General features: G+C 35.9%; 23 protein-coding genes. 16 read left to right on the forward strand and 7 right to left on the reverse strand.

Translation table 11 applies throughout. The features are described 5' to 3' along the window. Positions 1 to 220: 220 nt before the first annotated feature. Genes rodA through purH form a run of 6 tightly spaced genes read right to left on the reverse strand, consistent with a single transcriptional unit; the run spans position 221 to position 7,253 of the window. The gene (gene rodA, locus ES724_RS11920) at positions 221 to 1,468 is read right to left on the reverse strand and encodes a rod shape-determining protein RodA (protein ID WP_146933220.1); all 1,248 of its coding nucleotides are present in this window, start codon (positions 1,466 to 1,468) and stop codon (positions 221 to 223) included. After that, positions 1,468 to 3,336 (reverse strand): penicillin-binding protein 2, encoded by a 1,869-nt coding sequence (mrdA, locus tag ES724_RS11925; protein ID WP_146933222.1) that lies wholly within the window; start codon positions 3,334 to 3,336, stop codon positions 1,468 to 1,470. Before mrdA ends, rodA begins: the two co-directional genes overlap by 1 nt. Further along, the gene (locus ES724_RS11930) at positions 3,333 to 3,839 is read right to left on the reverse strand and encodes a rod shape-determining protein MreD (RefSeq protein WP_146933224.1); all 507 of its coding nucleotides are present in this window, start codon (positions 3,837 to 3,839) and stop codon (positions 3,333 to 3,335) included. The genes mrdA and ES724_RS11930 overlap by 4 nt, the downstream gene beginning before the upstream one ends. Then, positions 3,832 to 4,653 (reverse strand): rod shape-determining protein MreC, encoded by an 822-nt coding sequence (gene mreC, locus ES724_RS11935; RefSeq protein WP_026836511.1) that lies wholly within the window; start codon positions 4,651 to 4,653, stop codon positions 3,832 to 3,834. Before mreC ends, ES724_RS11930 begins: the two co-directional genes overlap by 8 nt. A 9-nt stretch (positions 4,654 to 4,662) precedes the next feature. Further along, positions 4,663 to 5,691, reverse strand: coding sequence for a rod shape-determining protein (locus ES724_RS11940; RefSeq protein WP_026836510.1), 1,029 nt, complete (start codon positions 5,689 to 5,691; stop codon positions 4,663 to 4,665). Between the two features lie 35 nt (positions 5,692 to 5,726). Continuing rightward, positions 5,727 to 7,253 carry a bifunctional phosphoribosylaminoimidazolecarboxamide formyltransferase/IMP cyclohydrolase gene (gene purH / locus ES724_RS11945; protein WP_146933226.1) on the reverse strand — a complete coding sequence of 509 codons (1,527 nt, stop codon included), beginning with the start codon at positions 7,251 to 7,253 and terminating at the stop codon, positions 5,727 to 5,729. A 143-nt stretch (positions 7,254 to 7,396) separates the two neighbouring features. Between purH and ES724_RS11950 the strand changes: the two genes are divergently transcribed. Further along, positions 7,397 to 8,650, forward strand: coding sequence for an ABC transporter permease (locus ES724_RS11950; RefSeq protein WP_026836508.1), 1,254 nt, complete (start codon positions 7,397 to 7,399; stop codon positions 8,648 to 8,650). Positions 8,651 to 8,781: 131 nt separating this feature from the next. Here ES724_RS11950 and ES724_RS11955 read toward each other — a convergent pair whose 3' ends face one another. After that, the gene (locus tag ES724_RS11955; protein WP_026836507.1) at positions 8,782 to 9,240 is read right to left on the reverse strand and encodes a GAF domain-containing protein; all 459 of its coding nucleotides are present in this window, start codon (positions 9,238 to 9,240) and stop codon (positions 8,782 to 8,784) included. A gap of 87 nt (positions 9,241 to 9,327) precedes the next feature. Here ES724_RS11955 and xrtF point away from each other — a divergent pair, with 87 nt between their 5' ends. The 15 genes from xrtF (at position 9,328) to ES724_RS12030 (ending at position 26,079) form a co-directional block, all read left to right on the forward strand. After that, entirely contained in the window at positions 9,328 to 9,885 is a 558-nt protein-coding gene (xrtF, locus tag ES724_RS11960) for an exosortase family protein XrtF (RefSeq protein WP_146933228.1), read from the forward strand. Next, the gene (locus tag ES724_RS11965; protein ID WP_146933230.1) at positions 9,869 to 10,315 is read left to right on the forward strand and encodes an exosortase F system-associated membrane protein; all 447 of its coding nucleotides are present in this window, start codon (positions 9,869 to 9,871) and stop codon (positions 10,313 to 10,315) included. Before xrtF ends, ES724_RS11965 begins: the two co-directional genes overlap by 17 nt. 125 nt (positions 10,316 to 10,440) lie before the next feature. Continuing rightward, positions 10,441 to 10,857: an HYC_CC_PP family protein gene (locus ES724_RS11970; RefSeq protein ID WP_026836504.1), complete on the forward strand. Its 417-nt coding sequence runs from the start codon at positions 10,441 to 10,443 to the stop codon at positions 10,855 to 10,857. A 123-nt stretch (positions 10,858 to 10,980) separates the two neighbouring features. Next, entirely contained in the window at positions 10,981 to 14,847 is a 3,867-nt protein-coding gene (locus tag ES724_RS11975; RefSeq protein ID WP_146933232.1) for an efflux RND transporter permease subunit, read from the forward strand. A gap of 11 nt (positions 14,848 to 14,858) precedes the next feature. Further along, complete coding sequence (locus ES724_RS11980) at positions 14,859 to 16,157, forward strand: TolC family protein (RefSeq protein ID WP_170249890.1); 1,299 nt, start codon at positions 14,859 to 14,861, stop codon at positions 16,155 to 16,157. 10 nt (positions 16,158 to 16,167) lie between these two features. Beyond that, entirely contained in the window at positions 16,168 to 17,889 is a 1,722-nt protein-coding gene (locus ES724_RS11985; protein ID WP_146933236.1) for an efflux RND transporter periplasmic adaptor subunit, read from the forward strand. 138 nt (positions 17,890 to 18,027) lie between these two features. Next, positions 18,028 to 18,609 carry a DUF2911 domain-containing protein gene (locus ES724_RS11990; RefSeq protein ID WP_146933238.1) on the forward strand — a complete coding sequence of 194 codons (582 nt, stop codon included), beginning with the start codon at positions 18,028 to 18,030 and terminating at the stop codon, positions 18,607 to 18,609. Between the two features lie 38 nt (positions 18,610 to 18,647). Then, entirely contained in the window at positions 18,648 to 19,217 is a 570-nt protein-coding gene (locus ES724_RS11995) for an AraC family transcriptional regulator (RefSeq protein ID WP_146933240.1), read from the forward strand. A gap of 74 nt (positions 19,218 to 19,291) precedes the next feature. Beyond that, positions 19,292 to 19,780: a DUF305 domain-containing protein gene (locus ES724_RS12000; RefSeq protein ID WP_146933242.1), complete on the forward strand. Its 489-nt coding sequence runs from the start codon at positions 19,292 to 19,294 to the stop codon at positions 19,778 to 19,780. Between the two features lie 149 nt (positions 19,781 to 19,929). Continuing rightward, entirely contained in the window at positions 19,930 to 22,332 is a 2,403-nt protein-coding gene (locus tag ES724_RS12005) for a multicopper oxidase domain-containing protein (RefSeq protein WP_146933244.1), read from the forward strand. A 3-nt stretch (positions 22,333 to 22,335) separates the two neighbouring features. After that, positions 22,336 to 23,637: an APC family permease gene (locus tag ES724_RS12010; protein ID WP_146933246.1), complete on the forward strand. Its 1,302-nt coding sequence runs from the start codon at positions 22,336 to 22,338 to the stop codon at positions 23,635 to 23,637. Between the two features lie 238 nt (positions 23,638 to 23,875). Beyond that, on the forward strand, positions 23,876 to 24,262 hold the full coding sequence (locus ES724_RS12015) for a DUF302 domain-containing protein (protein WP_146933248.1): 387 nt from the start codon (positions 23,876 to 23,878) through the stop codon (positions 24,260 to 24,262). Positions 24,263 to 24,272: 10 nt separating this feature from the next. Further along, positions 24,273 to 24,890 carry a DUF3347 domain-containing protein gene (locus tag ES724_RS12020; protein WP_146933250.1) on the forward strand — a complete coding sequence of 206 codons (618 nt, stop codon included), beginning with the start codon at positions 24,273 to 24,275 and terminating at the stop codon, positions 24,888 to 24,890. A gap of 3 nt (positions 24,891 to 24,893) precedes the next feature. After that, on the forward strand, positions 24,894 to 25,346 hold the full coding sequence (locus tag ES724_RS12025) for a heme-binding domain-containing protein (protein WP_146933287.1): 453 nt from the start codon (positions 24,894 to 24,896) through the stop codon (positions 25,344 to 25,346). A gap of 169 nt (positions 25,347 to 25,515) precedes the next feature. Next, positions 25,516 to 26,079: a nuclear transport factor 2 family protein gene (locus tag ES724_RS12030; RefSeq protein WP_246136867.1), complete on the forward strand. Its 564-nt coding sequence runs from the start codon at positions 25,516 to 25,518 to the stop codon at positions 26,077 to 26,079. The last annotated feature ends 53 nt before the right edge of the window (positions 26,080 to 26,132 follow it).

Consider the following 26,132-nt stretch of genomic DNA (forward strand, 5'->3'; position numbering starts at 1 on the left):
GTCTGCAACTTTCCTATGAATTTCCTATGAAGAGAAAATATATTTATCCGGTTATAATCCTTGCTGTTGCTTTGCTATTGGTTTTAGTAGAAAGATGTAAATAAAACTATATTTAATCAAGAAGCCTGAGGTAAGACGACTAGTTACTTTCCGATGATTCGGGAGAAAAATCGAGGAATCCCGAGCCATCAGGATGTTGCACTAAACCCTCAATGTAGGATTAAAAGGCCATTCTTTCAGAATCTAGCTTTATAAAGATAAAGAGTAAGATAGTAAAGCCCCATAAGCCAGAGCCTCCATAGCTAAAGAAAGGAAGTGGTATTCCAACAGTTGGAAAAATCCCTGTTACCATTCCTATATTCACCAGAAAGTGAATAAACATAATCCCCACTAGACTGTATCCATACACTCTATGAAATGTAGATTTCTGCCGCTCTGCAAGAAATAATAATCTAAAGAGTAGGCCCATAAACAAAAGCACTACTAAAGAGGTTCCTAGAAATCCCCATTCCTCACCAACGGTACTAAATATATAATCTGTGTGCTGCTCTGGAACAAATTGACCTTTGGTTTGTGTGCCTTCTGTCCAGCCTTTACCTAACCAGCCTCCACTACCAATTGCAATTTCACTCTGATTGGTGTTATATCCAATTCCCCTAGCATCTACTTCTTTTCCTAAAACTATATTGAAGCGATCCCTATGGCGTTGTTCAAATACATTCTCAAAGATATAATCTACAGAATAAGAAAGTGCAACCGCACCTATAATAATCCCTAGTATAACAAGGGGTTTCGGGCGTCTCCTTTTTTTCTGAAGCAAGCTTAGTAAACAAACGACAACGACCGCAATGGCTACATAAAATGGCCCAAGAACCAAGGTTAATATAAAAACAGTTATTCCAGCAAACCCTAAGAATAGGTAAATTCCAGATAGTCCTTCTCTATATAACGGGAATAGAAATGCTGCGTATACCATAGCACTTCCTGCATCTGGTTGAGGTAAAATAATAAGAGCAGGTAAAACGATTATAAAAAATGCCTTAAGCTGATGTGAGAATAATTTGATATTTGTTTGAATGTCTCCAAGGTAATTTGCGAGTGCCAGCGTAGTACCAACTTTCGCGAATTCTGCTGGCTGAATGCTTACTCCGCCAAATACATACCATGAAGTAGCTCCGTTAATGGTCTTTCCGAAGGCAAAGAGCCCTAAAATGGAAACAAGTGTTATTATATAGAAAACACTCGAAAACTTCATGTAGAACTTAGCCTCAATAGATAATATGATGATGATCATAAATAAACCGAGTATGATCCAAATGGCCTGTTTCCCATAGATCTCGTTGAAATCAAAAATCCCGGAAGGAGCATCTCCAAGTGAAGCTGAATATATGTTCATCCACCCAAAGCTTATAAGTAAAAGGTAAATTAATATGGTAATCCAATCAAAACTAATAGTGCCTTTCGCCATTATTTATTAATTGAGAAAGGTTCTCCACTAAGTGGCTTTAAGTATTCATCTTCCAAACTATGAGTGAGTACCCAAGTTTCCATATCTTTTCTAGAAATGCTATTTTTAAGATATTTTTCTATCATTAAACTGGCAATTCTTCCGGCATATCTACCTCCCCAATATCCGTTTTCAACAAATACAGCAATGGCAATTTTTGGATTGTCCACCGGCGCAAATGCAATAAATATTGAGTGATCTGTTAGCTGTGTTCTCTTGCCGTTTATTTTGGTAAAATTCTCAGCAGTTCCAGTTTTTCCAGCTATTTCTATCCCTGGGATTTGTAATGCAGATGCAGTACCAACTTTGTATACTTGGTGCATTCCCTCGATAACCGGAATGAAATGCTCACTATCTATAGTGGTAAAGTTTTTCTTAGTATAATCTGGATCGGATATTGATTCACCTTCGATATTTTTTAAAATATGAGGAGTATAGAACCAGCCTCTATTGGCAATTGTGGCGGTCATATTTGCTAACTGTATAGGCGTCATTAATACTTCTCCTTGTCCAATAGCATTAGATATAGTTGCGGTTGCAAACCACTTGTAAGTAGGATATTCGTAGATCTTGTTGTAGTATTCTGAAGTTGGGATTTTACCAGATCTACCTGCGGGCAGATCATAACCTAAGAACTCTCCTAAACCAAAACTATTTAAATGTTTCGCCCAGGTATCTATACCTTCTTGTGGAGTAGGATATTTTTCTATGATCCTCCTGTAAACGTTAGCAAAATAGGCATTACAAGACTGAGCAATTCCCGGGATCATATCTAACGGGCTTGCATGGGCATGACAGCCTAATTTTCTACCTCGTCCATACACATAGCCTCTGTTACAAGAAAACTTATCGTGAATATCCACAACGTCTTCCTGTAGAGCAATAAGCGCATTGATTGTCTTAAATGGTGAACCTGGAGGGTATTCTGCTAATAGGCCTCGGTCGTATAAAGGTTTCGAATATGTGTCATTATAAAATTTTGTAAAATTTGCCGACCTTTTTCTGCCCACTAGTAAGGCAGGATCATAGCTAGGAGCCGTTACAAGTGAAAGGATTTCCCCCGTGGCAGGTTCTATTGCTACAATTCCTCCACGTTTGTTCTCCATCAATTTTTCGCCATATGCTTGCAGCATGGCATCTATAGAGAGCGTGACATCTTTTCCTTTTTTTGGTAGAGTATCAAAAATCCCTTCTTTAAATGGTCCAATATCTCTATTAAATCTATCTTTCTGAATGTATTTTACGCCTTTTATACCTCTAAGCAATTCCTCATACTGACCTTCAACTCCTTGTTTTCCAATTAAATCTCCAGAAATATAATAGGGATTTTCATCAATTATTTTATTGTTTACTTCAGCAATATAGCCTAAGACATTGGAACCGTTTTGGGTCTGATAATCCCGTAAAGACCTCTTCTGGATATAAAAGCCTGGATATTTACGCATTTTCTCCTGAAGGTAGGCATACTCAGATTTTGTGAGCTGAGGAACAATAATAGAGGGGAGCCTCGGAGAATATATTTTTGCCTTGTCTAGTTTTTTTGAAAGTTGTTCTGGTGTGAGTTTTAAGATGCTGCAAAATTCTGCAGTGTCAAATGGCTTGATATTTCTTGGGATAGCCATTACGTCATACGAAGGTTGATTAGAAACCAACAATTCCCCATTTCTATCAAAAATATAACCTCGCTGAGGATAATCATAAACCACCTTTATTGCATTGTCTTCACTTAAACCGGCGAAAGAATCATCTACAATCTGCAGATAGAATAATCGGCCTATAAAAATAAAGCCAGTGGTAATAATTATAATGTACAGCAACAGCCTTCTCATCGTCTTTTCGGTTTAAATAATGTCAAACTAATTAAGACTAAAAGTATAGTGAAAATACTCGTGAAAACAGTCTTTTTCAGAATTAAATATATATGAGAAAAATTGAACATTTCCAAAATGAAAAGCAATAAATTATGAAGAACCACCACAAGGATAATATAACTCAGTCGTGCTCCATATGGGGTGTTGGATAATTTTACGGTTTGGTAATCGTAACTTATTCCGAAAGAAAACCGCAATATAATAGGGCGGATATATGCTATAAATACAGAAGCCGCGGCATGTATTCCTCCACTATCTTCAAAAGTGTCTATACTTAGCCCTAACAAAAAAGCTACAAGCATAAATAAACCTTGTGGAGTGTTAAAAGGATAAAGAATTAAAAACAGGATGTATAGATATGGATTTATAAAACCCAAAAAATTGATATTATTAAGAAGTAAGACTTGCAATAAGACCAAGACCACAAACCGGATGCTATTAGAGATAATTGTATTAGTCATCTATTTCCTCCAGTTCTTTTATTTCTTTTCTATCCTTATTTACAATAACATACACATGACCAATATTGGTCATGTCATTAAATAATTTGATATCTATTGTGAAATAACTTTTATTTTCATCTAACTCAAAACCTACAATATTTCCAATTGGGATACCGCGAGGAAAAATCAAGGATTTCCCACCTGTTATAATAGTGTCACCTTTTTTAACCGGAGCCAATCTGGGAACATCTATTAACTGTACAATATTGGGGTCTTTTCCATTCCAGATCAAAGACCCGAAGTGATTGGTTTTTTTGAGTTGCGCGTTTATTTTAGAATCGCTATTGAGAATTGAGATAACTCTGGAGTATTTTCTAGAAACATTATCTATTATTCCTACAATACCTTGACTGGTTACTACTCCTGATTCTTGAACTATATTGTCTTTTTCACCTTTGTCCAAAGTGATGTAATTATCTACTTTGGAAAAATTATTATTTATGACTCTTGCTGTTCTAAATTGATAAACCCCTTCATAGATGGTAGAATCGATAAAAGTTTCCTCGAAAATGGTATCCGGAATATTGGAAAGTTTATTCCTTAATTCATTATTCTCCTCTAAAAGACGTTCGTTATACTCTTCCAGGTAAAAATAAGCCTGAATGCTATTCGCTTTTTTATAAATACCACCGGTTATAAAATTGGCAGAGCTTATAAATTTACTTTTATGAAAAGTATGAGATTGAATTGTTAAAAATATAGATAGGCCAAACAGCAACAGAAATAAAATGTTATTCTTATTGCGGATAAGAAAATTGAAAATCTGCTGCATGGGTTAATCCTACTTTATCAATATTCCTTTGTAACGGCTTAAGTTTTTAAGGCATATTCCAGTTCCTCGAACTACGGCTCTCAAGGGGTCTTCTGCAATATATACTGGAAGATCTGTTTTTAAAGACAAACGTTTATCTAATCCCCTTAACATAGATCCTCCCCCTGCAAGGTAGATTCCTGTATTGTAAATATCGGCAGCTAATTCTGGTGGGGTTTGAGATAAAGTTTCCATCACAGCATCTTCTATTCTTAAAATAGATTTGTCTAATGCCTTAGCGATTTCTCTATAAGATATTTGAACCTGTTTAGGTTTCCCAGTAAGTAGATCTCTACCTTGAACATTCATTTCCTCTGGTGGGATCTCAAGATCTTCAGTAGCAGCACCTATTTGAATTTTTATTTTTTCAGCAGTACGCTCCCCAACATATAAGTTATGTTGTGTGCGCATAAAATAAACAATATCATTTGTGAACACATCTCCCGCGATTTTCACAGATTTATCGCAAACAATCCCTCCAAGAGCAATCACTGCAATCTCGGTTGTCCCACCTCCTATATCCACAATCATATTTCCTTTTGGTTGCATGATATCTATTCCAATACCTATCGCTGCAGCCATTGGCTCATGAATAAGATAAACTTCCTTTCCGTTAACACGTTCTGCACTTTCTTTTACCGCGCGCATTTCAACCTCTGTAATCCCAGATGGGATACAAATTACCATTCTAAGAGCAGGAGTGAACCATTTTTTCTTTAATGCCGGAATTTCTTTGATAAACATGTTTATCATTTGTTCACTGGCGTCAAAATCGGCAATTACTCCATCTTTTAAGGGTCTAATTGTTTTAATGTTCTCATGGGTCTTCCCTTGCATCATTGCAGCTTCTTTACCTACGGCTATAATTTTTCCGGTGGTTCTGTCTCTGGCAACAATAGATGGGCTATCCACTACTACTTTATCGTTGTGGATTACCAAAGTATTGGCGGTTCCTAAATCTATTGCTATTTCTTCAATGAGAAAATCAAAAAATCCCATATTTCTTTTGTTGAGGTTAGGTAAATGTAATAAAATTAATGTTTAAAATGGCGCGTACCAGTCATTACCATAGCCATATTATGTTGGTTACAATAATCTATGCTTAATTGATCTTTAATAGAGCCTCCAGGCTGTATTACTGCGGTAATTCCTGCATTATCTGCAATCTCTACACAATCTGGAAAAGGAAAAAAAGCATCACTTGCCATCACCGATCCTTTGAGATCGAAATTAAACGACTTTGCTTTTTCAATACTATGCGTTAAAGCATCTACTCTAGAGGTCTGCCCGGTTCCGCTTGCTAGTAATTGTTTGTTTTTTGCTAAAACGATGGTGTTGGATTTGGTGTGTTTGCAAATTTTAGATGCAAATATCAAATCCTTTAACTCGTTAGAAGTGGGTTTATTGTTTGTAGCATCCGTTAAATCTGCCTCAGAATCTGTCTTAAAGTCTTTATCTTGAACCAAAACCCCATTTAAACAAGTTCTCACTAGTTTCTGCGGTAATTCCTGTTCTTTCTGAATTAGAATAATTCTGTTCTTTTTCCCTTTTAAAGCTTCAAGTGCTTCTGAAGAAAAAGAAGGAGCGATCACTACTTCGCAAAATAACTTATGAATTTCTTCTGCAGTTGCTTTATCAATTTCAGTGTTGCTAATTAGAACTCCTCCAAAAGCTGAAACAGGGTCTCCCGCTAAAGCATCCTTATAAGCTTGTAAAATAGTATCTCTTTGAGCTAATCCACAGGCATTATTATGTTTTAAAATGGCAAATGTTGGAGCGTCATTCTTGAATTCATTCATCAAATTCACAGCAGCATCTACATCCAGTAAATTATTATATGATAATTCCTTTCCGTGTAACTGATTGAATATAGCTTCAAAATCTCCAAAGAAGGTTCCTTTTTGATGTGGGTTTTCCCCATATCTTAATTCTTTTCCTTTATTGAAACTTTGTTTGAAAGTGTTGTCTTCAGAGTTAAAGAAATTGAAGATTGCAGTATCATAATGAGATGATACTTGGAAAGATTTTCCCGCGAATTTCTTTCTGTCCTCCTGTGAAGTAGTTCCGTTATTTTCTGATAAAAGCTCTAAAAACTCTGAGTAATCATCTACAGAAGAAACACAAAGTACATCATTAAAATTCTTAGCTGCAGCTCGAATAAGAGAAATCCCTCCTATATCGATCTTTTCAATAATATCTGCCTCAGATGCTCCTGAAGCTACTGTTTTTTCAAAAGGATAAAGATCCACAATCACAATGTCAATTTGTGGAATTTCAAATTCCTTCATTTCTGCAACATCACCTTCATTATCCTGTCTGTTAAGAATCCCACCAAAAACTTTAGGGTGCAAAGTTTTAACTCGACCTCCTAAAATTGAGGGGTAAGAAGTTAGATCTTCTACAGGAATAACAGCGGTCCCTAGATCTTTAATGAATTTTTCTGTACCACCAGTTGAATAAATAGTAATTCCAAGTTCATCCATTTTCTTAACTATGGGTGCCAATCCATCTTTACTGAATACCGAAATTAAAGCAGATTTCGCCGTTTTTAAATTGCTCATTGTGTTGTGTTTGTTAAGCTTGCAAAAGTAATTAAATCGCTATTAATTATATAGTTCTAAAGTTTTATTTCTTAAAAAAAATGTAACGAAAATATACACTAGACGTCTTATCTTTAATCTTTGTAAAAACACCCGGTTTTTCTATGCTAATATATTTAAGGCTATTAACAGAAAGTTTTAATTTCGCTGTCAGTGCGTTAATAAACAATAAACTACGCACCTTCCTTTCTTTGTTAGGGGTGACCATTGGTATATTTTCTATTATTGCAGTTCTTGCTGCAGTAGATTCCCTGGAGCGAGAAATAAAAGGAAGCTTAAGCTCCTTAGATAATAGCACCATCATGGTAATGCGTTTCAAATTTGGACCTTCGGAGATCCCTCGTTGGAAAAGAGAACAATTTCCAGATGTTTCTTATGATGAATATCAATACTTAGAAAAAAATCTTCCAGATGTAGAAGCTATAGATTACGCTTTGAATGTAGGTAGAGAAACTATCAAATTCGAAGAAAAAACGGTTTCTCAGGTAGAGGTTGGAGCTGTTACTCATAATTATTATCAAATTGAAGCGCTACAGCTGGCGGAGGGGAGATTTTTTAATGAGGCAGAATCTGTTAGTGGGACCCATGTAATTATTTTAGGTCATGAAATTGCCCAGAATTTATTTGGACAAAGAGAAGCCTTGAGAAAAGAAATTAGAATGTATGGGCAAAGATTTATTGTAATTGGAGTTCTCAAAAAGGAAGGAGCTGGATTGTTTGGAGGTTCTAAAGATACTTCTGTATTCTTACCTGTAAATGTTATTAGACGAATTTATGGGGATAATAATAAAGCTGCTTTTCCTCAAATACTTATTAAGCCAAATGAAGGCGTAGATAATGCTGAATTTATCGCAGTGCTAACTCAGAAGTTGAGAAATTACAGAGCTTTAAAGCCAGATGAGATTAGTAATTTCTTTGTGAATCAGCTTCAAGGTTTTGCAGACCTTATAGATAATATTACGGGACAACTTAATCTAATGGGGCTGGTTATAAGTGGATTTTCATTATTGGTTGGGGGCTTCGGGATTGCGAACATCATGTTTGTAAGTGTAAAAGAACGAACCAATTTAATAGGAATTCAAAAATCCTTAGGAGCCAAGAATAGGTTTATTTTGTTCCAATTCTTATTTGAAGCCGTGATACTAGCAATAATTGGCGGATTAATAGGATTGTTCCTGGTATGGATAGTTTCAATATTGGCTTCGCAATTTACAGGGGATTTTGAATTTGTCTTGTCCCCATGGAATATGTTTATAGGAACCATGGTTTCAGCAGTTATTGGATTGATTTCAGGAATAATACCTGCGATCGCTGCTTCCAAACTAGATCCTGTAGAGGCAATTAGGACGGGAATGTAATCCCCATTGCCCTTTGGGATATTTCCCCAAAGGGAAAAATTAACGGTAAAGAAGGACTCTAAAGCGGTCAATGCTATTTAGGCATGGACAATGGACAAATTTGAAACTTCAAACCTTAAATTTTGAATAGTTTATCCTAAAATTTTCGCAATTTCTTCATTAACAAACTCTAAGAACAATTCGTCTTCTTTAGAAAATGGATCTGCGGTATGAGAATCTATATCTATTTGCCCAATATTTTCTCCATTAACGAATAAAGGCACAACGATCTCTGCTTTTACATAAATACTGCAGGCAATATAATTGTCTTGAGCTTTGACGTCTGGTACAACAAAGTTCTTGTTGGTAACAGCTACTTGCCCACAAATTCCTTTTCCAAATGGAATAATTAGGTGATCTGTAGGTTCTCCAGCAAAAGCCCTCAATTTGAGCTCGTTCTTATCTCCATTTTTAAAATAGAATCCTACCCAATCGTAGTATGGAATATTTTTTTCTAATAATTCGCAAACTTCTGTAAGCCTGTGGTCTACAGAAAGATTTTTGGATTCTATAATAGAAAGAACCTGAGGTTTTAATTTTTGAAAAGGCATGTTGCTGATTTTTGTTCAAAAGTATTAAAAAGTATTAGTACAGTCACCTATGTATTTTCTATAAATTTGTTAAAATCAAGTTTTTAATTGCTTCAACTATTTAAAAAATATAGATCGGTTTTACAGTTCATTCTCATTTTTATGGGAAGCTATTTTATATTCTCGATTTTATACAATTTATATCTCTCTTTTTTTGAAGCTTCTAGCTACTATCCCGACTTTTTTACGCATTTAGTGGCCTTGCAAAGTGAATCTGTGATCGAATCTTTTGGCTATACCTCAAAGACAATGATTCATCCAAATGAGCCTTCCCTGCAATTATTTGTCAATGATGTATTTCTTGCAAGGATCGTAGAGGGTTGTAATTCTATAAGTATCATTATATTGTTCACCTCTTTTATACTTTCCTTTTTCGCCAAGTTTAAAATAAGCTTCCTTTATATTTTTACAGGAGCAGTGATCATTTATATCGCGAATATTTTAAGAATTGTTATCTTGGCTATTGGAATTTATGAATACCCACAATACACAAGCTTCTTGCACACCATTGTTTTTCCGCTCATAATTTACGGGACTGTATTTATTTTGTGGGTTTTTTGGGTTCGGTTATTTTCTAAAAACACAGTAGATGAAAAAGCGGTATAAAATTATTATGATCTCTTTGCTTGTTACCTTACTAGTAATGGTGCGCTATTTTGAGAATCAATTATTTTATGACCCGTTATTAAAATTCTATGAGGCAGACTATTTGAATCACTCATTTCCATATTTTGAGACCGGGAAATTGTTTTTTAATGTCCTTTTAAGGTATTCAATCAATTCTATTATTTCGTTGGGGATACTATATGTTACTTTTTTTGATAAAAATATTTTAGAATTCTCGGTTTATCTTTTTTCGATCTTTTTTGTAATATGTTTTACTGTGTTTGTTGTCTTGATTTTTGAAATAGAAAGCCAAAACTTTTTAGCACTCTTTTATGTTAGAAGGTTTTTGATCCATCCAATTTTTGTTCTAATATTAATGCCAGCATTCTATTATTACAGGCGCAAAAATGGCCATAAACTCAAAAGTTAATCCTGAAAACTTGAAAGTTAGAGATACAACTTTCTGTTACATTTGTATAAGCTGTTATAATCTATGCTTGCTGATTAAGAGGTAAGTATATCAATTATAACAATTATTGTTTATATTTGTTTGTAATGAAAAAAGGTATCCAGAAATTTTCTTCTTTGATTCTAGCGCTATTAGTGCTGGTTTCCACCTTTTCCTTTACTATCGAAAAACATTTCTGTGGAGATTTATTGGTAGATCAAGCTGTGTTTTCTAAAGTTAAAGATTGTGGGATGAGTTCCCATAATATGGATGCTATGATGGTTTCAGGAATGCTTACAGATTCTTGCTGTACTAATACACATCTTGCCATAGAAGGTCAAGACGAGTTAAAGATCTCTTTTGATAAATTAAGTCTGGATCAGCAAGTTTTTGTTTCAGCCTTTACTATTTCTTTCATTGAACTTTTTGAAAGTTCTCCAGAACAGATAATTCCTTTTAAAGATTATTCCCCACCCCTACTGGTCACAGATATCCATTTGATGGACCAGGTATTCCTTATCTGATTTTAAATAATTTTTATCGAACTAACTACAAGAGTAGTCAGTTTGAGCTATGTCGTAGTCTGATCTTTATCATTCTTCTTCGACCAAAAACTTAGTTTTTTGAAAATTATTTAAAGTAAACCCATGTTTAATAAACTTATAAAATATTTCCTCTACAATAGATTAGTAACAATACTATTGTTGCTTTCTCTGGTAGGATGGGGATTGGTCACTGCTCCATTCGATTGGGATACTGGATTTTTGCCTAAAGATTCGGTTCCCGTAGATGCCATTCCAGATATCGGTGAAAACCAGCAAATTGTATTCACAGATTGGCCGGGGAGATCTCCGCAGGATATCGAAGATCAGATCACCTATCCCATGACCTCTACATTATTGGGGATCTCCGGAGTGAAATCTATTCGTAGTACTTCGATGTTCGGATTTTCTACCATCTACATTATTTTTGAAGAGGATGTAGAATTCTATTGGTCCAGAACCCGGGTATTAGAAAAATTGAATTCGCTCCCAACAGATCTGCTTCCATCAGGTGTGCAACCAACTTTAGGTCCAGATGCAACTGGACTGGGGCAAGTGTATTGGTATACGCTGGAAGGTCGCGATCCAGAAGGTAATGTTACCGGTGGCTGGGATCTTAATGAATTGAGATCTATCCAGGATTATTATGTGAAGCTTGGATTAAGTGGAACTTCAGGAGTCTCAGAAGTGGCATCTGTAGGAGGCTATGTTCAGGAGTATCAGATAGATGTAGATCCAGATGCTTTAAAGGCATATAATATTGGAATTGATCAGGTGATGATGGCTGTGAAGAATTCCAATAGGGATATTGGCGCCAAAACCATGGAGATCAATAAAGTTGAATATCTGGTTCGTGGATTGGGATATATCGAGTCTGTTGAGGACATCGAAAATTCAGTAGTTCTTGCCAATGATAATAACACTCCTGTTCTGATTAAAGATCTTGGGGTGGTAAGCTTGGGGCCTGCAGAACGCCGTGGAATCTTGGATAAAGGAGGAGCAGAGGTTGTTGGAGGAGTAGTTGTTGCCAGATATGGTTCCAATCCGCTTCAAGTAATTAAGAATACCAAAGAGAAGATCAAGGAAATATCTGTAGGTCTGCCTCAAAAAACATTGGCCGATGGAACTATAAGCAAGCTTACCATTGTTCCTTTTTATGATCGTACACAATTAATTGGAGAAACAATAGGAACTCTTGAGAGTGCCCTTTCGCATGAAATTTTAATAAGTATCATTGTAATTATTGTATTGGTCCTAAATCTTAGAGCCTCCATCTTAATTTCCAGTTTATTGCCTATTGGGGTGCTAATGACTTTTATTGCCATGCGTTATTTTGGGGTAGATGCTAATGTGGTTGCATTATCTGGAATAGCTATTTCTATTGGGGTCATGGTGGATGTCGGAATTATTTTTGTTGAGAATATTATTCGGCACTTGGAGATGAAAAAGAATGCGGGAGCCCGAGATAATAAATTATTGCAGGTAATTCATAAAGCAACCTTAGAGGTAGCCCCAGCTGTTACAACTGCCTTAGCAACTACTATTGTAAGTTTCTTGCCGGTCTTTTTTATGGAACATGCAGAAGGGAAGCTATTTAGACCATTGGCATTCACCAAAACTTTTGCCTTGGGAGCAGCATTTATTATTGGGATATTAATATTACCAATGATCACTTTTTTCTTTTTCAACATAAAAGTTCAGAAGAAAAAAGTGGTAAGGATTTGGAATATAGTTTTAATAGTTACTGGCCTTTTCTTAGCGATCTATTTCAGTTTTTGGTTACCATTAGCATTAGTAGTAATAGGAACATTAAGATTATTCGAGGATAAAAATCCAGAGTTTTTAGGAAAGTATTCCAACTTAATCACCGTAATAGTGATCCTTGCGGTAACCTTGTTTTTCTTAGCGGAAGAATGGGTGCCACTTGGACATCAAACATCTGTTATTTCAAACTATTTCTTTGTAATTGTACTGCTTGCCATTACTCTTTTTATCCTCATGGGTATAGTGAAATATTACCAAGTGATTCTTAACTGGTGCCTATTAAATAAAGGGAAATTTCTTATTCTTCCATTAATGACCATTTTATTTGGAATCATGATCTGGTTAGGATTTCCAAAGGTTTTTGGTTTTGCTGCAACCGGTTTTGACAAGGTAGGCTGGAACGTGAGAAGTACTTCTGTTTGGAGCGGAATGTCTCATACGTTTCCGGGAGTAGGGAAAGAGTTCATGCCTTCATTAAATGAAGGGAGTTTTTTACTGATGCCTACTGCAATGCCTCATGTTGGGATAGAAGCTTCCAAAGAGATTATGCAAAAACTCGATATAGCAATTACTGACATTCCCGAAGTTGATGTTGCTGTTGGAAAGTTAGGGCGAATAGAAAGCGCACTGGATCCTGCGCCAATCTCTATGTATGAGACTATCATTAATTATAAACCTGAATTTATTCTTACTGAAAAGGGCAAACCAGTGGCCTTTAAAGTTGATGATGATAATAAATTCATATTAAGATCTGGAGATAGCTTAACCAATGAAGAAGCCTTAGAAGGCAGGACAGAAAGGGAAGATCTAATTGAAGATGAGGATGGTGATTATTATAGGAATTGGCGCTCTCATATTAAAAGTCCAGATGATATTTGGGAAGAAATAGTAAAACGAACCAATATTCCGGGAGTGACCTCTGCCCCTAAATTACAACCAATAGAAACCAGATTGGTGATGCTACAAACCGGGATGCGGGCTCCAATGGGAATAAAGGTTTACGGGCCAGACCTTCAAACAATTCAGGATTTCGGAATTGAACTGGAGGAATTGTTAAAGCAAGTACCTTCTGTAAAGGCTGAAGCAGTTTTTGCAGATAGAACCGTTGGGAAACCCTATTTAGAAATTGATATTGATAGAAACGCCATTGCCAGATATGGCTTAAGTATTGAAGACGTGCAGCAAAGCTTGGAAACTTCCATTGGCGGAATGGAGATCACCACTACCGTGGAAGGTCGAGAGCGATATCCTGTTAGAGTACGTTATCCAAGAGAGTTACGGGATGACCCGGAAAGCCTCAAAAAAATCTTAGTGCCTACAAATAGCGGTGCTCAAATTCCACTAGGTGAATTAGCCGAATTAAAATATACCAGAGGTCCACAAATGATAAAAAGTGAGGATACTTTTTTGGTGGGCTATGTGCTTTTTGACAAAAGAGATGGTTTCGCTGAGGTGAATGTAGTAGATGATGCCCAAAAATTTTTGCAGGACAAAATAGATGCCGGAACGCTGAAAGTTCCTGCAGGTGTGAGTTATAAATTTTCAGGGAATTATGAGAATCAGGTAAGAGCGGTAAAACGATTGGCAATTGTGATCCCGATAAGTTTGATCTTGATCTTTATGTTACTTTATTTTCAATTTAAAACCATAATCGCGTCTGCAATTCACTTTTCAGGAGTATTTGTGGCTTTTGCGGGAGGATTTATAATGATCTGGCTTTACGGTCAAACTTGGTTTATGGACTTTGCCATTTCTGGGATGAATATGCGGGACTTGTTTCAGATGGGAGATATCAATTTAAGCGTTGCAGTTTGGGTGGGGTTCATTGCCTTATTCGGAATCGCAACCGATGATGGTGTTTTAATGGGAACTTATATTCACCAAGTGTTCGAAAGGAAAAAACCTAAAACGGTAGAGGCAGTTCGGGCAGCTGTGATGGAAGCAGGATTAAAAAGAGTGCGTCCTGCTATGATGACCACTGCAGTAACAATTATTGCTCTCTTCCCTGTTCTAACATCTACCGGAAAAGGATCTGATATTATGGTGCCTATGGCAATTCCAATAGTTGGTGGAATGATCATCCAGATCATGACCATTTTTGTGGTTCCTGTGCTTCAAGCATATTGGAGAGAAACGGTGGTAAGTTCCCCTTCTAACTCCCCCGAAGGTGGAGAATTAGCTCCTGATAATCTGAAACCTAAACAATAAAGAAACAGATGATGAAAAAATCTATATCAAAATATTTTCAAAAGCGATTTCCAGGGATGAAATTTCTGCTTCTTTTGCTCCCACTTTGGGGCATGGGGGGATACTCGCAAACATTGGACACTTACTTAGAAATAGCAGTTAAGAACAATCCTAAGTTGAAATCTTCTTATGCCCAGTTTGAAGCTGCAATGAGAAATTCCCCACAGGTATCAAGTTTGCCAGATCCAACTCTAACTATGAGCGGTCTGGGAAGAATGATAGAAACCAGAGTAGGAGCTCAGGAGGCAAGATTCAATTTAATGCAGATGTTTCCCTGGTTTGGTACTTTGGAAGCAAAAGAAAATGCCGCCAACTTAATGGCCGAAGCGAAATTTCAAAAATTCCTTGACTTAAAAAATCAGCTGATCTATGATGTAAAATCGGTATATGCTGAATTGTACACAATTTCAGAAACTATACAGATTAAAGAGGAGAATCTTGAAATTCTTGAATCTTACAGGGAATTATCCTTAAGCCGATTCAAAAGTGGCGATGGTGCTATGGTAAATGTGGTTAAGGTAGATATAGATAAAGATGCTGCTATTACAGAGATTGAGCTTATGAATGAAATGCTGATTCCTGTAAGCACTAAATTCAATTTACTTTTAAATAGAGATCTTCAAGAAACCATATTTGTTCAGGATACTTTAAAACTTTCAGGACTTCCTATGGAGATAAATTCAGAAGATAATCTGGAATCGCATCCTTTATTGAAGGCAATAGAAAAGGAAAAGGCATCTTATATAGCAGAACAAACCGTAGCAGAGAAGCAAGGAATGCCAAATATTGGTATTGGGGTAGATTATTCAATCATTTCTAAAAGAACAGATGCTAGTCCTGAAGGGAATGGTCAAGATGCTATCATGCCTATGGTCTCTATAAGTCTGCCTATTTTCAGAAAAAAATATAAAGCTTCAAGAGAGCAAGCAGAATTCTTAGTATCAAGTAGTATAAGTGAGCGAGAAGCTATGAGAAATGAGCTGCAAAGTATGCTGGCAATGACTATTTATGAATATCATAAATCTGAAAAACTGATTGAGCTATACAATAGGCAACTGCTTAGTTCCGGCCAAGCCAATAAATTATATATCTCTGCTTTTAGCAACGCCACAGGAGATTTCGAAGAAGTTTTAAGAATGAATCAAGATATATTGTTGCTTAAAACTCAAAAAATAGAAGCTATTAAAAACGGATTTATCGCTGGTGCAAAGTTAGATTACTTGTTTTCTGGCGATGTAAATTCAAATTCAGAAATTAATAAAACTCCATAATCTTATTAAGATGGAAAACAAAAAAATAATACTTATCGTAATTGCAACTCTAATTATTGGAGCTGGTATTGGTTGGATCTTAAAACCTTCAAACTCTAATTCTGAGGACAAGGAAATCCATGATCACCTTGGGGAAACCGCAGACCAGATTTGGACCTGCTCTATGCATCCGCAAATCAGACAATCTGAGCCAGGAAATTGCCCTATTTGTGGGATGGAACTTATTCCTTTAAAAAGCGATAATCTAGAATCTGAAAACTATACAATGAGTGAAGACGCCATGAAATTGGCAAACATCACTACAATGACGGTAGGAAAGGGAAGTGCTAACAAGGAATTGAGACTGAACGGGAAAGTACAAGTAGATGAGCGAAATGCGTATTCTCAATCTACCCACATCCCGGGGAGAATAGAACAACTTTCAATAAATTTTACCGGAGAGAAAGTTAGCAGAGGTCAAACCCTGGCTACTGTATACTCACCACAATTGGTAACTGCGCAAGAGGAATTGCTGCAAGCTGAAAGTATTAAAGAGAGTCAGCCGGAGTTGTTCGCAGCAGCAAAGGAAAAGCTGAGAAACTGGAAGATCGGCGATTCACAGATCAACAGGATCTTATCTACCGGAAAAGCAATTCAGCGATTTCCAATTAGCGCAGATGTAAATGGAATTGTTACAGAAAAAATGGTAGATCTTGGGGATTATGTAGAACGTGGAATGCCAATTTATGAGATCTCCGACCTTTCCAAGGTTTGGGTGCTTTTCGATCTTTATGAAAGCGACCTGAACTGGGTAAAAGAAGGAAGTAAGATCACTTACACCATAAATTCATTACCGGGGGAAACTTTTGAAGGAAAAATAAGTTTTATAGATCCTTTGATAAATAGCCAAACCAGAGTAGCTTCTGCTCGAGTTGAGGTTAATAATAAAGAAGGGAAGTTAAAACCTGAAATGTTTGCTTCTGGAGTAGTGGTAAATGACATCTCTGGAAAAGAAACCCAAGAAATAGTCATCCCAAAGTCTGCAGTATTGTGGACAGGAAAGCGATCTGTGGTTTATATAAAAGAAACTCTAGGAGATAGAGCTGAATTTATTTTAAGAGAAGTTGTTTTGGGCCCTGCTTTAGGGGATTCTTATATAGTGACTGAAGGTTTGCTAGCAGGTGACGAAATAGTTAGCAACGGTACTTTTACGGTAGATGCTTCGGTACAGTTGTCTGGAAGGCCTAGCATGATGAACCCAAAAATAGATACAGATAAAGAGGATGCCTTTATTAAAGTTGCTATTTCAGAAAAAGAAAAACAGGAATTTGAAGCTGTTTTGTCTAATTATTTAAAGTTTAAAGACGCACTTGTAGAAGACGATTTTTCTTCAGCAAAAAAGTTAAATACAAAAATGGGTGATCAAATAAAGAGCATCAATAAATCACAATTTAACAGCCAAGTTGGAAAGATCTGGGAAAGTTTTCAGAAGGAATTGCTAGCCTCTACAAATACAATGGCTTCTGCCAAAGAGATTAAGGAGATGAGGAACAGTTTTGATGAGTTTTCAGAAACAATGATTGGAATGGTTAAAACCTTTCAGTTAAACAATAAAGAACTTTATGTGTTGCATTGTCCTATGGCAGATAATAATAAGGGAGCCGATTGGTTGAGTGCTTCTTCAGAAGTTAAAAATCCTTTTTACGGTAGCGCTATGATAACCTGCGGGGAATTAAAAACTACAATAAAATGAAAAAGTGTTGTCAAGTAGGGAATGTGAAACCAGAATCGGTATATAAAAAATGGAGTGTCAGATTGGTCTATGGAATAGTTTCATTCATCTTAATATTCTTAGCAATAAATCAAGTACTAAACTTTTAAAGATAAAATCATGAAAAAAACAATTATAACAAGCTGTATTGCCCTAATTAGTTTAGGTGCTTTTTCACAAAATGAGCATTCAAATCATAATATGAATTCTGAAACTAAACAGGAATCGACAACTCCTAAAAAAGTATTGAGTCCCCACACAAGTGCGATGGCGATGGTTGGAGATGCGCATGTGCATATAGATTATTCTTCTCCAAGTGTTAGAAACAGAATGGTTTTTGGAGGTTTGGTTGGCTTTAACACCGTATGGCAAGCAGGGGCTCATAAAGCAACTTGGATAGAAACGAACAAAGCATTGAAGATAGGTGGTAAAGTTTTGCCCGCCGGGAAATATGGATTTTTCGTAGTTCCGGGAAAAGAGTCTTGGAAAGTGATGTTCAATTCTAACTGGGATCAGCATGGTAAGGATGAGTATAGTGAAGCAGAAGACATACTAGTCACAAATGTTAAGCTTAATAAATTAGAGAAAATCCAAGAATCGCTTGTTTATCATGTAAAGAAAAAGAAAGAGAATATGGGTGTGATTTCTTTGGCTTGGGAGACTTCTCAGATTGAGATCCCATTCGAAGTTCTTCAAAAGTAAAATTTTTAAAAGAGAGATTTTAATAAATACTAGCACTCATGACCAAAGAATACTACATAAAAAATATGGTTTGCGACCGCTGTATAAAAGTGGTGAGAAATGAATTAAATGCTAGTGGAGTAAATACTTTGGAAGTTGTTTTAGGAAGAGTGATAATAGATACCGAGGACGAAATTTCTGATGAGCAGAAATTGAATCAGGTTCTAGTCGAGAATGGTTTTATACTTATTAGCAGCCCTGAATCAATACTATCTGAAGCTGTTAAAATCGAATTGATCAACCTATTGGAGAATCTGCCTCTTAAAATTGAAGGGACTCTATCCAACTTACTTTCGGCTCATCTTAATTCTGATTACTCCAAGATCAGCAAGATATTTTCGATTACTGAAAAGATCACTATTGAGAAGTATTTTATAAAACTGAAGATTGAAAAAGTAAAGGAATTAGTCCAGTCTCAGGAGTATAATTTCACAGAGATAAGTCAGCTTTTAGATTATAATAATATGAATTATTTATCTCGTCAGTTTAAGAATGAAACAGGCATGAGTTTGACAGAATATAAAGGCTTAAATGAGGATTTTAGGAATTCTTTAGACCAAATAATATAGATAGTACCCAAAATATTAACAACTTAAGAGGCAGTTTTACAATACTTTAGTGTGATAACCAGAAACTAACCAATATGAATTCACAAGAAAAAGGTCAACACGAAATGAAAGGAAATAATTACGCTAAGTTTTTCCTGATGCTTGGTTTATCCTTTCTGGCTATGTATATCACAATGTACTTAAACACTTATGCAATTGATCATGTGTATTTCAGTCTCACAAGATTTTATATGAGCTGTTTAGGAATATCTGCAATGGCGGTTATAATGCTATCTCTTATGCTAAACATGTATACAAACAAGAAAAAGAACATTGCGATCTATGTAGGGAGCTTGGTGCTATTTTTAGGTGCATTAGGATTGGTAAGGGCTCAAAGTCCAATTATTGGGGATGTGCTTTGGATGAAAGCGATGATCCCACACCATTCCATTGCAATTTTAACGAGTGAGCGTGCAGCTATATCAGATCCAGAGGTGAAGAAATTGGCAGAAGACATTATAAAAGCCCAAAAAAGGGAAATAACTGAAATGAAAAGAATGATCGAAAGATTGGAGAATGAATAAATATTAATAGCATCTGTAAAAATTAGATTGGTCACACATGCTATCTCCATCGAAATCTAAATATCGATGTTGTTTTTTATACAAAAACCTTGACTTACTTAAGTTAATAATCTGGAACTTTAGAATAGTCATTTTAAGTAAAGAATAATATGAAATTGAAAATACACCTATTTATTCTAGCCCTAATTACAGGAGCTTCAGGATATTGTCAGAATGAACTGGAAGCTTCGGTGGAAGGAAATGTTAATAATCTTCCGGTAAAGGAATATAAAATCACGATAAATCAGGAGTCTGTAAATAAAGCAGGAAAAGAGGTAATGGGAATGACCATAAATGGAAGTATTCCCGGTCCGACCCTCGAATTTACCGAAGGGGAATATGCTGTGATCTATGTGGAAAATAAAATGGATGTGGAAACCTCCATTCACTGGCACGGCATGTTACTACCTAATTTTTATGATGGTGTCCCTTATCTTACCACACCACCCATTATGCCGGGAACAACGTTTAAATATGAATTCGAAATTAAACAGCATGGTACTTATTGGTATCATTCGCATACCATGTTGCAGGAACAAAGCGGGGTGTATGGTTCTTTATTGATAAATCCAAAAGAAAAGCTACTGGATTATGATAAAGATCTGGTACTGTTGCTCTCAGACTGGACTAATGAAAAACCCAAGAATGTCCTTAGATTCCTGAAAAGGGGAACCGAATGGTACAATATCAAAAAAGGAACGGCAACTCCTCTTAACCAGGTAATTGCAAGAGGTGCTTTGGGCGCACAAGTCGATTTTTGGAGACAGCGAATGGAAGGGGCAGATATTGCTGATATATACTATCCTGCATTTTTAATAAATGGAGAAGAAAAAATAGAATACCCTGAGTTTAAACCCGGTGAAAAGGTAAGGCTAAGGATAATAGATGGTGCAGCATCAACTTCCTTTTGGATGACTTTTGGAGGTAATATGCCTACGTTGGTTTCTGCTGATGGGAAAGATGTGGTACCGGTTCAAAAAAATAAAACTTTTATTGCTGTTGCTGAAACTTATGATTTTATCGTGACCATCCCCGATGATGGGAAAATAGAATTCAAAATTATGGCACAGGATGGTTCGGGTACTGCCTCTGCTTTTCTTGGCACCGGGAGAATACTTCCGGCGCCCGAAGTAGCAAGACCCGACAAGATAGGGATGATGCAGAAAATGGCCAAGATGAAAATGAAAATGGGTGCTCCTGCTTTGCAATTTAATCCTAGTAACCCAGATCCTTATAAACTCAAGGAAAAATGGGGAATGAAAATGGATGGGATGGACCATGGTGATATGAAGATGAAGAAAGATTCCTCTAAGACAGGGATGGACCATTCCAAAATGGATCGCTCTAAGATGGAAATGAAAAAAGATTCCACGATGTCTGGAATGGATGATTCGAAAATGGAAATGAAGAAGGATACCATGAAAATGGTTAATTCTCCTACAGAAAATATGTCGATGGATGGGATGAAAGATATGAAAATGGAAGAATCTGATGGCATGAGTATGTTTTCAGAATATAATTATGATTATTTGAAATCTCCTGAAAAGACAAGTTATGACGAAGATATTCCTGTCACTGAAATTCTATTGAATTTAACGGGGAATATGGCTCGCTACATCTGGAGTTTCAATGGGGTGCCTTTAGCTGAATCAGATAAGATAAAAATTAAAGGCGATGAGGTTACCCGCATCACTTTTAATAATCTTACGATGATGCACCACCCTTTGCACCTTCATGGACATTTTTTCAGGGTAATAAATGAGAACGGGGAATATTCACCCTTAAAACACACGGTTAATGTGCCGCCCATGAAGGAGGTAACTATTGAATTTTATGGAAATGAGTATGGAGACTGGTTTTTCCATTGCCACATTTTGTATCACTTGGATTCAGGTATGGCAAGAGTTATAAGTTATGATACTAAAAGGGATGAACGAATGAAACGTTATCCAGTAAGCAATCTTATAAGAGAAACCAATAAATTTTATACCTGGGGGATGGTAGATGCTGCATCCCACATGACAGAATTAAATGTGGTGAGTTCCAATATCAGGAATCAATTTACTGCCCTGGCTGAATACGGATGGAATGAAAATATTGAAGCAGAATTCACCTATGAATATTATTTAAATGACTGGGTGCGACTGTTTGGTGGTGTGAATGTAGAGAATGAAATGGAAAACAGTATAGAAGAACTCAGTACCACGGCTATTGGGGGTATTCGGTATTTTACTCCTTATATGTTTGCCCTCGACCTTCGTGTAGATAATAAGTTGAGGCCTCAAATAAGCCTGGCTCGGGAAATCATGATCTTTCCACGATTGGTATTATTTGGGGAATATGAATTTCAGGCAGATTTTGGATGGGTAGATGAGCTTCCTGAAGGTGATAATTTTGAAAAAGAAGAGACCTGGAGCACAGGGCTCGAATATTTTATATCTAAAAATTTCTCTTTAATGGGGAGCTATGATAACAGATTTGGTGCCGGTGGTGGATTATCTATAAGGTTTTAATAAATGGTGAAATATAAAAAGAATAGTCTTAGTCTAATTGGTGCTATTTCCATGGGTACCAATGTAATGATTGGTGCTGGAATCTTTGCATTATTGGGCCAGGTAGCTGAACTTTCAGGTAAATATTTCCCCATTGCTTTTATGGTGGGAGGTATTATATCTGGCTTTAGCGCTTATTCTTATATTAAAATGTCTAATTCCTTTCCCTCGGCGGGAGGCATTGCTATGTATCTGGAAAAAGCATATGGAAAGGGAATTATTACAGCCTTCGCGGCATTATTAATGACCTTTTCTATGATTATTAATGAAAGCCTTGTCGCCCGTACTTTTGGAACTTATACCCTACAGTTGTTCGATGTGAATGACAATAAATTTTTAGTACCTGCTCTGGGGGTAGGGCTTCTTATTTTAGCTTTTTTAATTAATATTCTTGGGAATAAGGTGATTGGAAAATCATCCCTCATTATGGCAGTTCTTAAGACTGGAGGATTGTTGATTTTTGCCGGCGGGGCGATTTATGCTTCTGGTTTTGTAGTAACAGATTTAGTTCCAAGTGGTGCACCTCAAAATGGGGTAATGGAATATTTGGGTGCATTGGCCTTATCTATTTTGGCTTATAAAGGTTTTACTACTATTACAAATAGTGGTGGTGAAATAGTAGACCCTCACAAGAATGTGAGTAAAACGATTATTATTTCCTTGTCAATTTGTGCAGTGGTATACCTTCTGGTTTCGTGGGGTGTTACTTCAAACCTTTCCATTCCGGAAATCGTAGAAGCGAAAAATTACTCCCTTGCTGAAGCTTCAAAACCATTATTTGGGAAATTTGGCTTGTGGTTTACTGTAGGGATTGCAATAATAGCAACCGCATCTGGTGTGATAGCTAGTATTTTTGCCGTTTCCAGGATGACTACTATGTTAACGGATATGAAATTGATCCCACATAGCCATTTTGGTATGACGGGAAGTGTGCAAAAGCATATGTTGGTATATGTTGTTGTGATTGCTATTATCCTAACCATCTTTTTTGACCTAACAAGAATTGCCTCCCTAGGCGCTATTTATTATTTAGTAATGGATATCATCGTTCATTGGGGCGTTTTAAGAAACTTAAAAAATAAGATCGATTTTAAGCCTTGGATTGTGATATGTGCCCTTGTTCTGGATATTGTGGTGCTTTTTGCTTTTGTATGGATTAAAATTGAAAATGATCCAATACTAATTGGGATAGCCCTAGGTTCTATTTTGCTTATTTTTTTCGGTGAAAAATGGTTTCTAAATCACAAAACTGTAGAAACAGAGTAGGCATCTTAGTGTAAGTTGGGGAATAATTTATTTTTTTTAACCTAATGAATTACCTTAGAGTATAACTAGGCTTGTGAAAATAATATGATGGATAGATGATAATGAAACAAGGCATGATCTTGAAATGATGAAATTGATATTAGTTAATATGAAGGATGAACTGAGATGACGAAACTTTTGGAAAAGGATACAAGGAGAATAAGAACATTTAGAAACATAAACATTAAATAAATCAACTATGAATTATTATTTTAATAAAACAGTTAAAGGGAATTTTGAAGAAATCATAGAGAAAGTTTCCAAAGAATTAGAGAAAGAAGGATTCGGTGTCTTAACCGATATCGATATTAAAGCTACTTTTAAAAAGAAGCTGGATGTAGATTTTCAGAATTATAGAATTTTGGGTGCCTGTAATGCCCCTTATGCACATAAGGCTTTAACAGCGGAAGATAAGGTAGGAACTATGCTGCCATGTAATGTAATTGTGCAGCAACTCGATGGCAATTCTATTGAAATTGCAGCCGTTAATCCATTAGCTTCTATGCAAGCTATTGAGAATTCAGAATTAAAAGATATAGCAGAAGAAATTACGAAAAAATTAAAAAAGGTTATCAGTAATATTTAAAAGAAAACAAATGAAAAAATCAAAATCAATATTAGGAGTAATGCTACTGGCAATAATAGCTTTCACCTTGACATCATGCCGAGATTCTAAGAAAGAAGATGATCACGAAATGGATCAAGACGATATGGAGATGGAACATGATAATATGGAAATGAATAATTCCTCAATGAATTCATCTGATAATATGGCAATTGATCAAGATAAATCTGCAACCGATATTATTATTGTGAACTATTTAGAGCTTAAAAATGCTTTGGTTGCAGATAATACGGAAGAAGCGAAAACTTTTGGGGCTGTTCTAGCAAATTTATTTGCTGAATTTGACAAATCAGCTTATTCATCAGAACAAAATAAAGAACTTACAGACATTATTGAAGATGCAAAAGAACATGCAGAACATATTGCGGAAAATACGATTGACCATCAAAGAGAACATTTCGAGATTCTAAGTAAAGATGTGGCCGACTTGATTGCAATCACGGGAACCTCAAAAAAACTGTTTCAAGCTTATTGTCCAATGTTCAACGATGGAAAAGGAGCAATTTGGTTAAGTGAATTTAAGGAGATTAAAAACCCTTATTATGGTAGTAAAATGCTTACGTGTGGAACTGTACAAAAAGAGATCTAAGTGATCAGAATTTTGAAAATAATTGCAATTGTTGCTTTGGTTGCGCTAATAGGAATCCAATTTATTCCTACTACTCGTAACCAAAGTGATGTTGTACCTGTAACAGATTTTATTGCAACTTACAATCCGCCAAAGGAAGTAGAAAGCATGTTACGCACATCTTGTTATGATTGCCATAGCAACAACACTAAATATCCATGGTATAATAAGATTCAACCTTTGGCCATGCTTTTAGAAGATCATATAAAGCATGGAAGTGAAGAGTTAAATTTTAGTGAGTTTGGAGATTATTCTGATAGACGAAAGAAAAGTAAATTAAAATCTTTTATTAGGCAGGTAGAACAGGATGAAATGCCGTTGGAATCCTACACATTAATTCACAGAGATGCCAAAATTTCCAAGTCTGAAAAGAAATTAGTGTTAAACTGGATAAATAAAGTACTTGATAGTATTTAATGTGAATTGCTAAGAGATTTGCTGGAAAGGGCAGAAGAATGAAATTTCTTTCAATCAGTTGATCTTATTTCTCAAATAAAACTTCAAATATTCATGTAAGTGGCGTTAGTCCTCAATTAAACTAATAAAAGTATTTTCATCTTTATAATCAATAAATTCAATATTTGAAATGAAAAAAACTACTCGTATTTTTAAACAGCATCTATTCTTACTATTATCACTCATTATAATTTTAGGAATCTATAGCTGCAAGGAAGAAACCAAGGATACCAGCTCAGAGGTAATGCCAATGGAAATTGAAGCGGTAGAGGTAGATGTAGAAAAGGAAAAGAATGAGGTAATAGCTCATATGAAGAAATATAAAGATGCCTTTCAAAATCTTTCCACAGAAGGGACTATGGAATTGTTCTCTGAAGATTCGCAGGTTTTTGAATCTGGTGGGGCTGAAGGTACTTATGCAAATTATATAGAAAATCACATTGGGCCAGAACTGAGTCATTTTAATAGTTTCACCTTTTCAGATTATACTATAGATGCTCAAATAGATCTTCCTTATGCGTTTACTGCAGAAACCTATATCTACACCCTAGATCTAAAGCCTAATAAGGAGAAAAATAGAAAGGCACAAATTATTAGTAAAAAGGGAGTAGCAACTTCTGTTCTTAAAAAAGTAGATGGATCTTGGAAAATTTTAAAGACACATTCCTCTTCTAGAAATTATACTCCAAATTAGCCCTACAAAATTGTAATAAGACATACCGGACAAAAAAAGGAAATGTAATGTGA

This window comes from Gillisia hiemivivida (genome assembly GCF_007997295.1).
Lineage (GTDB): Bacteria > Bacteroidota > Bacteroidia > Flavobacteriales > Flavobacteriaceae > Gillisia > Gillisia hiemivivida.

Coding starts and splice junctions, on each gene's coding strand:
- rodA (WP_146933220.1), bottom strand. CDS start 1,468: ATGGCGAAAGGCACTATTAGTTTTGATTGGATTACCATATTAATTTAC.
- mrdA (WP_146933222.1), bottom strand. CDS start 3,336: ATGAGAAGGCTGTTGCTGTACATTATAATTATTACCACTGGCTTTATT.
- ES724_RS11930 (WP_146933224.1), bottom strand. CDS start 3,839: ATGACTAATACAATTATCTCTAATAGCATCCGGTTTGTGGTCTTGGTC.
- mreC (WP_026836511.1), bottom strand. CDS start 4,653: ATGCAGCAGATTTTCAATTTTCTTATCCGCAATAAGAATAACATTTTA.
- ES724_RS11940 (WP_026836510.1), bottom strand. CDS start 5,691: ATGGGATTTTTTGATTTTCTCATTGAAGAAATAGCAATAGATTTAGGA.
- purH (WP_146933226.1), bottom strand. CDS start 7,253: ATGAGCAATTTAAAAACGGCGAAATCTGCTTTAATTTCGGTATTCAGT.
- ES724_RS11950 (WP_026836508.1), top strand. CDS start 7,397: ATGCTAATATATTTAAGGCTATTAACAGAAAGTTTTAATTTCGCTGTC.
- ES724_RS11955 (WP_026836507.1), bottom strand. CDS start 9,240: ATGCCTTTTCAAAAATTAAAACCTCAGGTTCTTTCTATTATAGAATCC.
- ES724_RS11965 (WP_146933230.1), top strand. CDS start 9,869: ATGAAAAAGCGGTATAAAATTATTATGATCTCTTTGCTTGTTACCTTA.
- ES724_RS11970 (WP_026836504.1), top strand. CDS start 10,441: ATGAAAAAAGGTATCCAGAAATTTTCTTCTTTGATTCTAGCGCTATTA.
- ES724_RS11975 (WP_146933232.1), top strand. CDS start 10,981: ATGTTTAATAAACTTATAAAATATTTCCTCTACAATAGATTAGTAACA.
- ES724_RS11980 (WP_170249890.1), top strand. CDS start 14,859: ATGAAAAAATCTATATCAAAATATTTTCAAAAGCGATTTCCAGGGATG.
- ES724_RS11985 (WP_146933236.1), top strand. CDS start 16,168: ATGGAAAACAAAAAAATAATACTTATCGTAATTGCAACTCTAATTATT.
- ES724_RS11990 (WP_146933238.1), top strand. CDS start 18,028: ATGAAAAAAACAATTATAACAAGCTGTATTGCCCTAATTAGTTTAGGT.
- ES724_RS11995 (WP_146933240.1), top strand. CDS start 18,648: ATGACCAAAGAATACTACATAAAAAATATGGTTTGCGACCGCTGTATA.
- ES724_RS12000 (WP_146933242.1), top strand. CDS start 19,292: ATGAATTCACAAGAAAAAGGTCAACACGAAATGAAAGGAAATAATTAC.
- ES724_RS12005 (WP_146933244.1), top strand. CDS start 19,930: ATGAAATTGAAAATACACCTATTTATTCTAGCCCTAATTACAGGAGCT.
- ES724_RS12010 (WP_146933246.1), top strand. CDS start 22,336: ATGGTGAAATATAAAAAGAATAGTCTTAGTCTAATTGGTGCTATTTCC.
- ES724_RS12015 (WP_146933248.1), top strand. CDS start 23,876: ATGAATTATTATTTTAATAAAACAGTTAAAGGGAATTTTGAAGAAATC.
- ES724_RS12020 (WP_146933250.1), top strand. CDS start 24,273: ATGAAAAAATCAAAATCAATATTAGGAGTAATGCTACTGGCAATAATA.
- ES724_RS12030 (WP_246136867.1), top strand. CDS start 25,516: ATGAAAAAAACTACTCGTATTTTTAAACAGCATCTATTCTTACTATTA.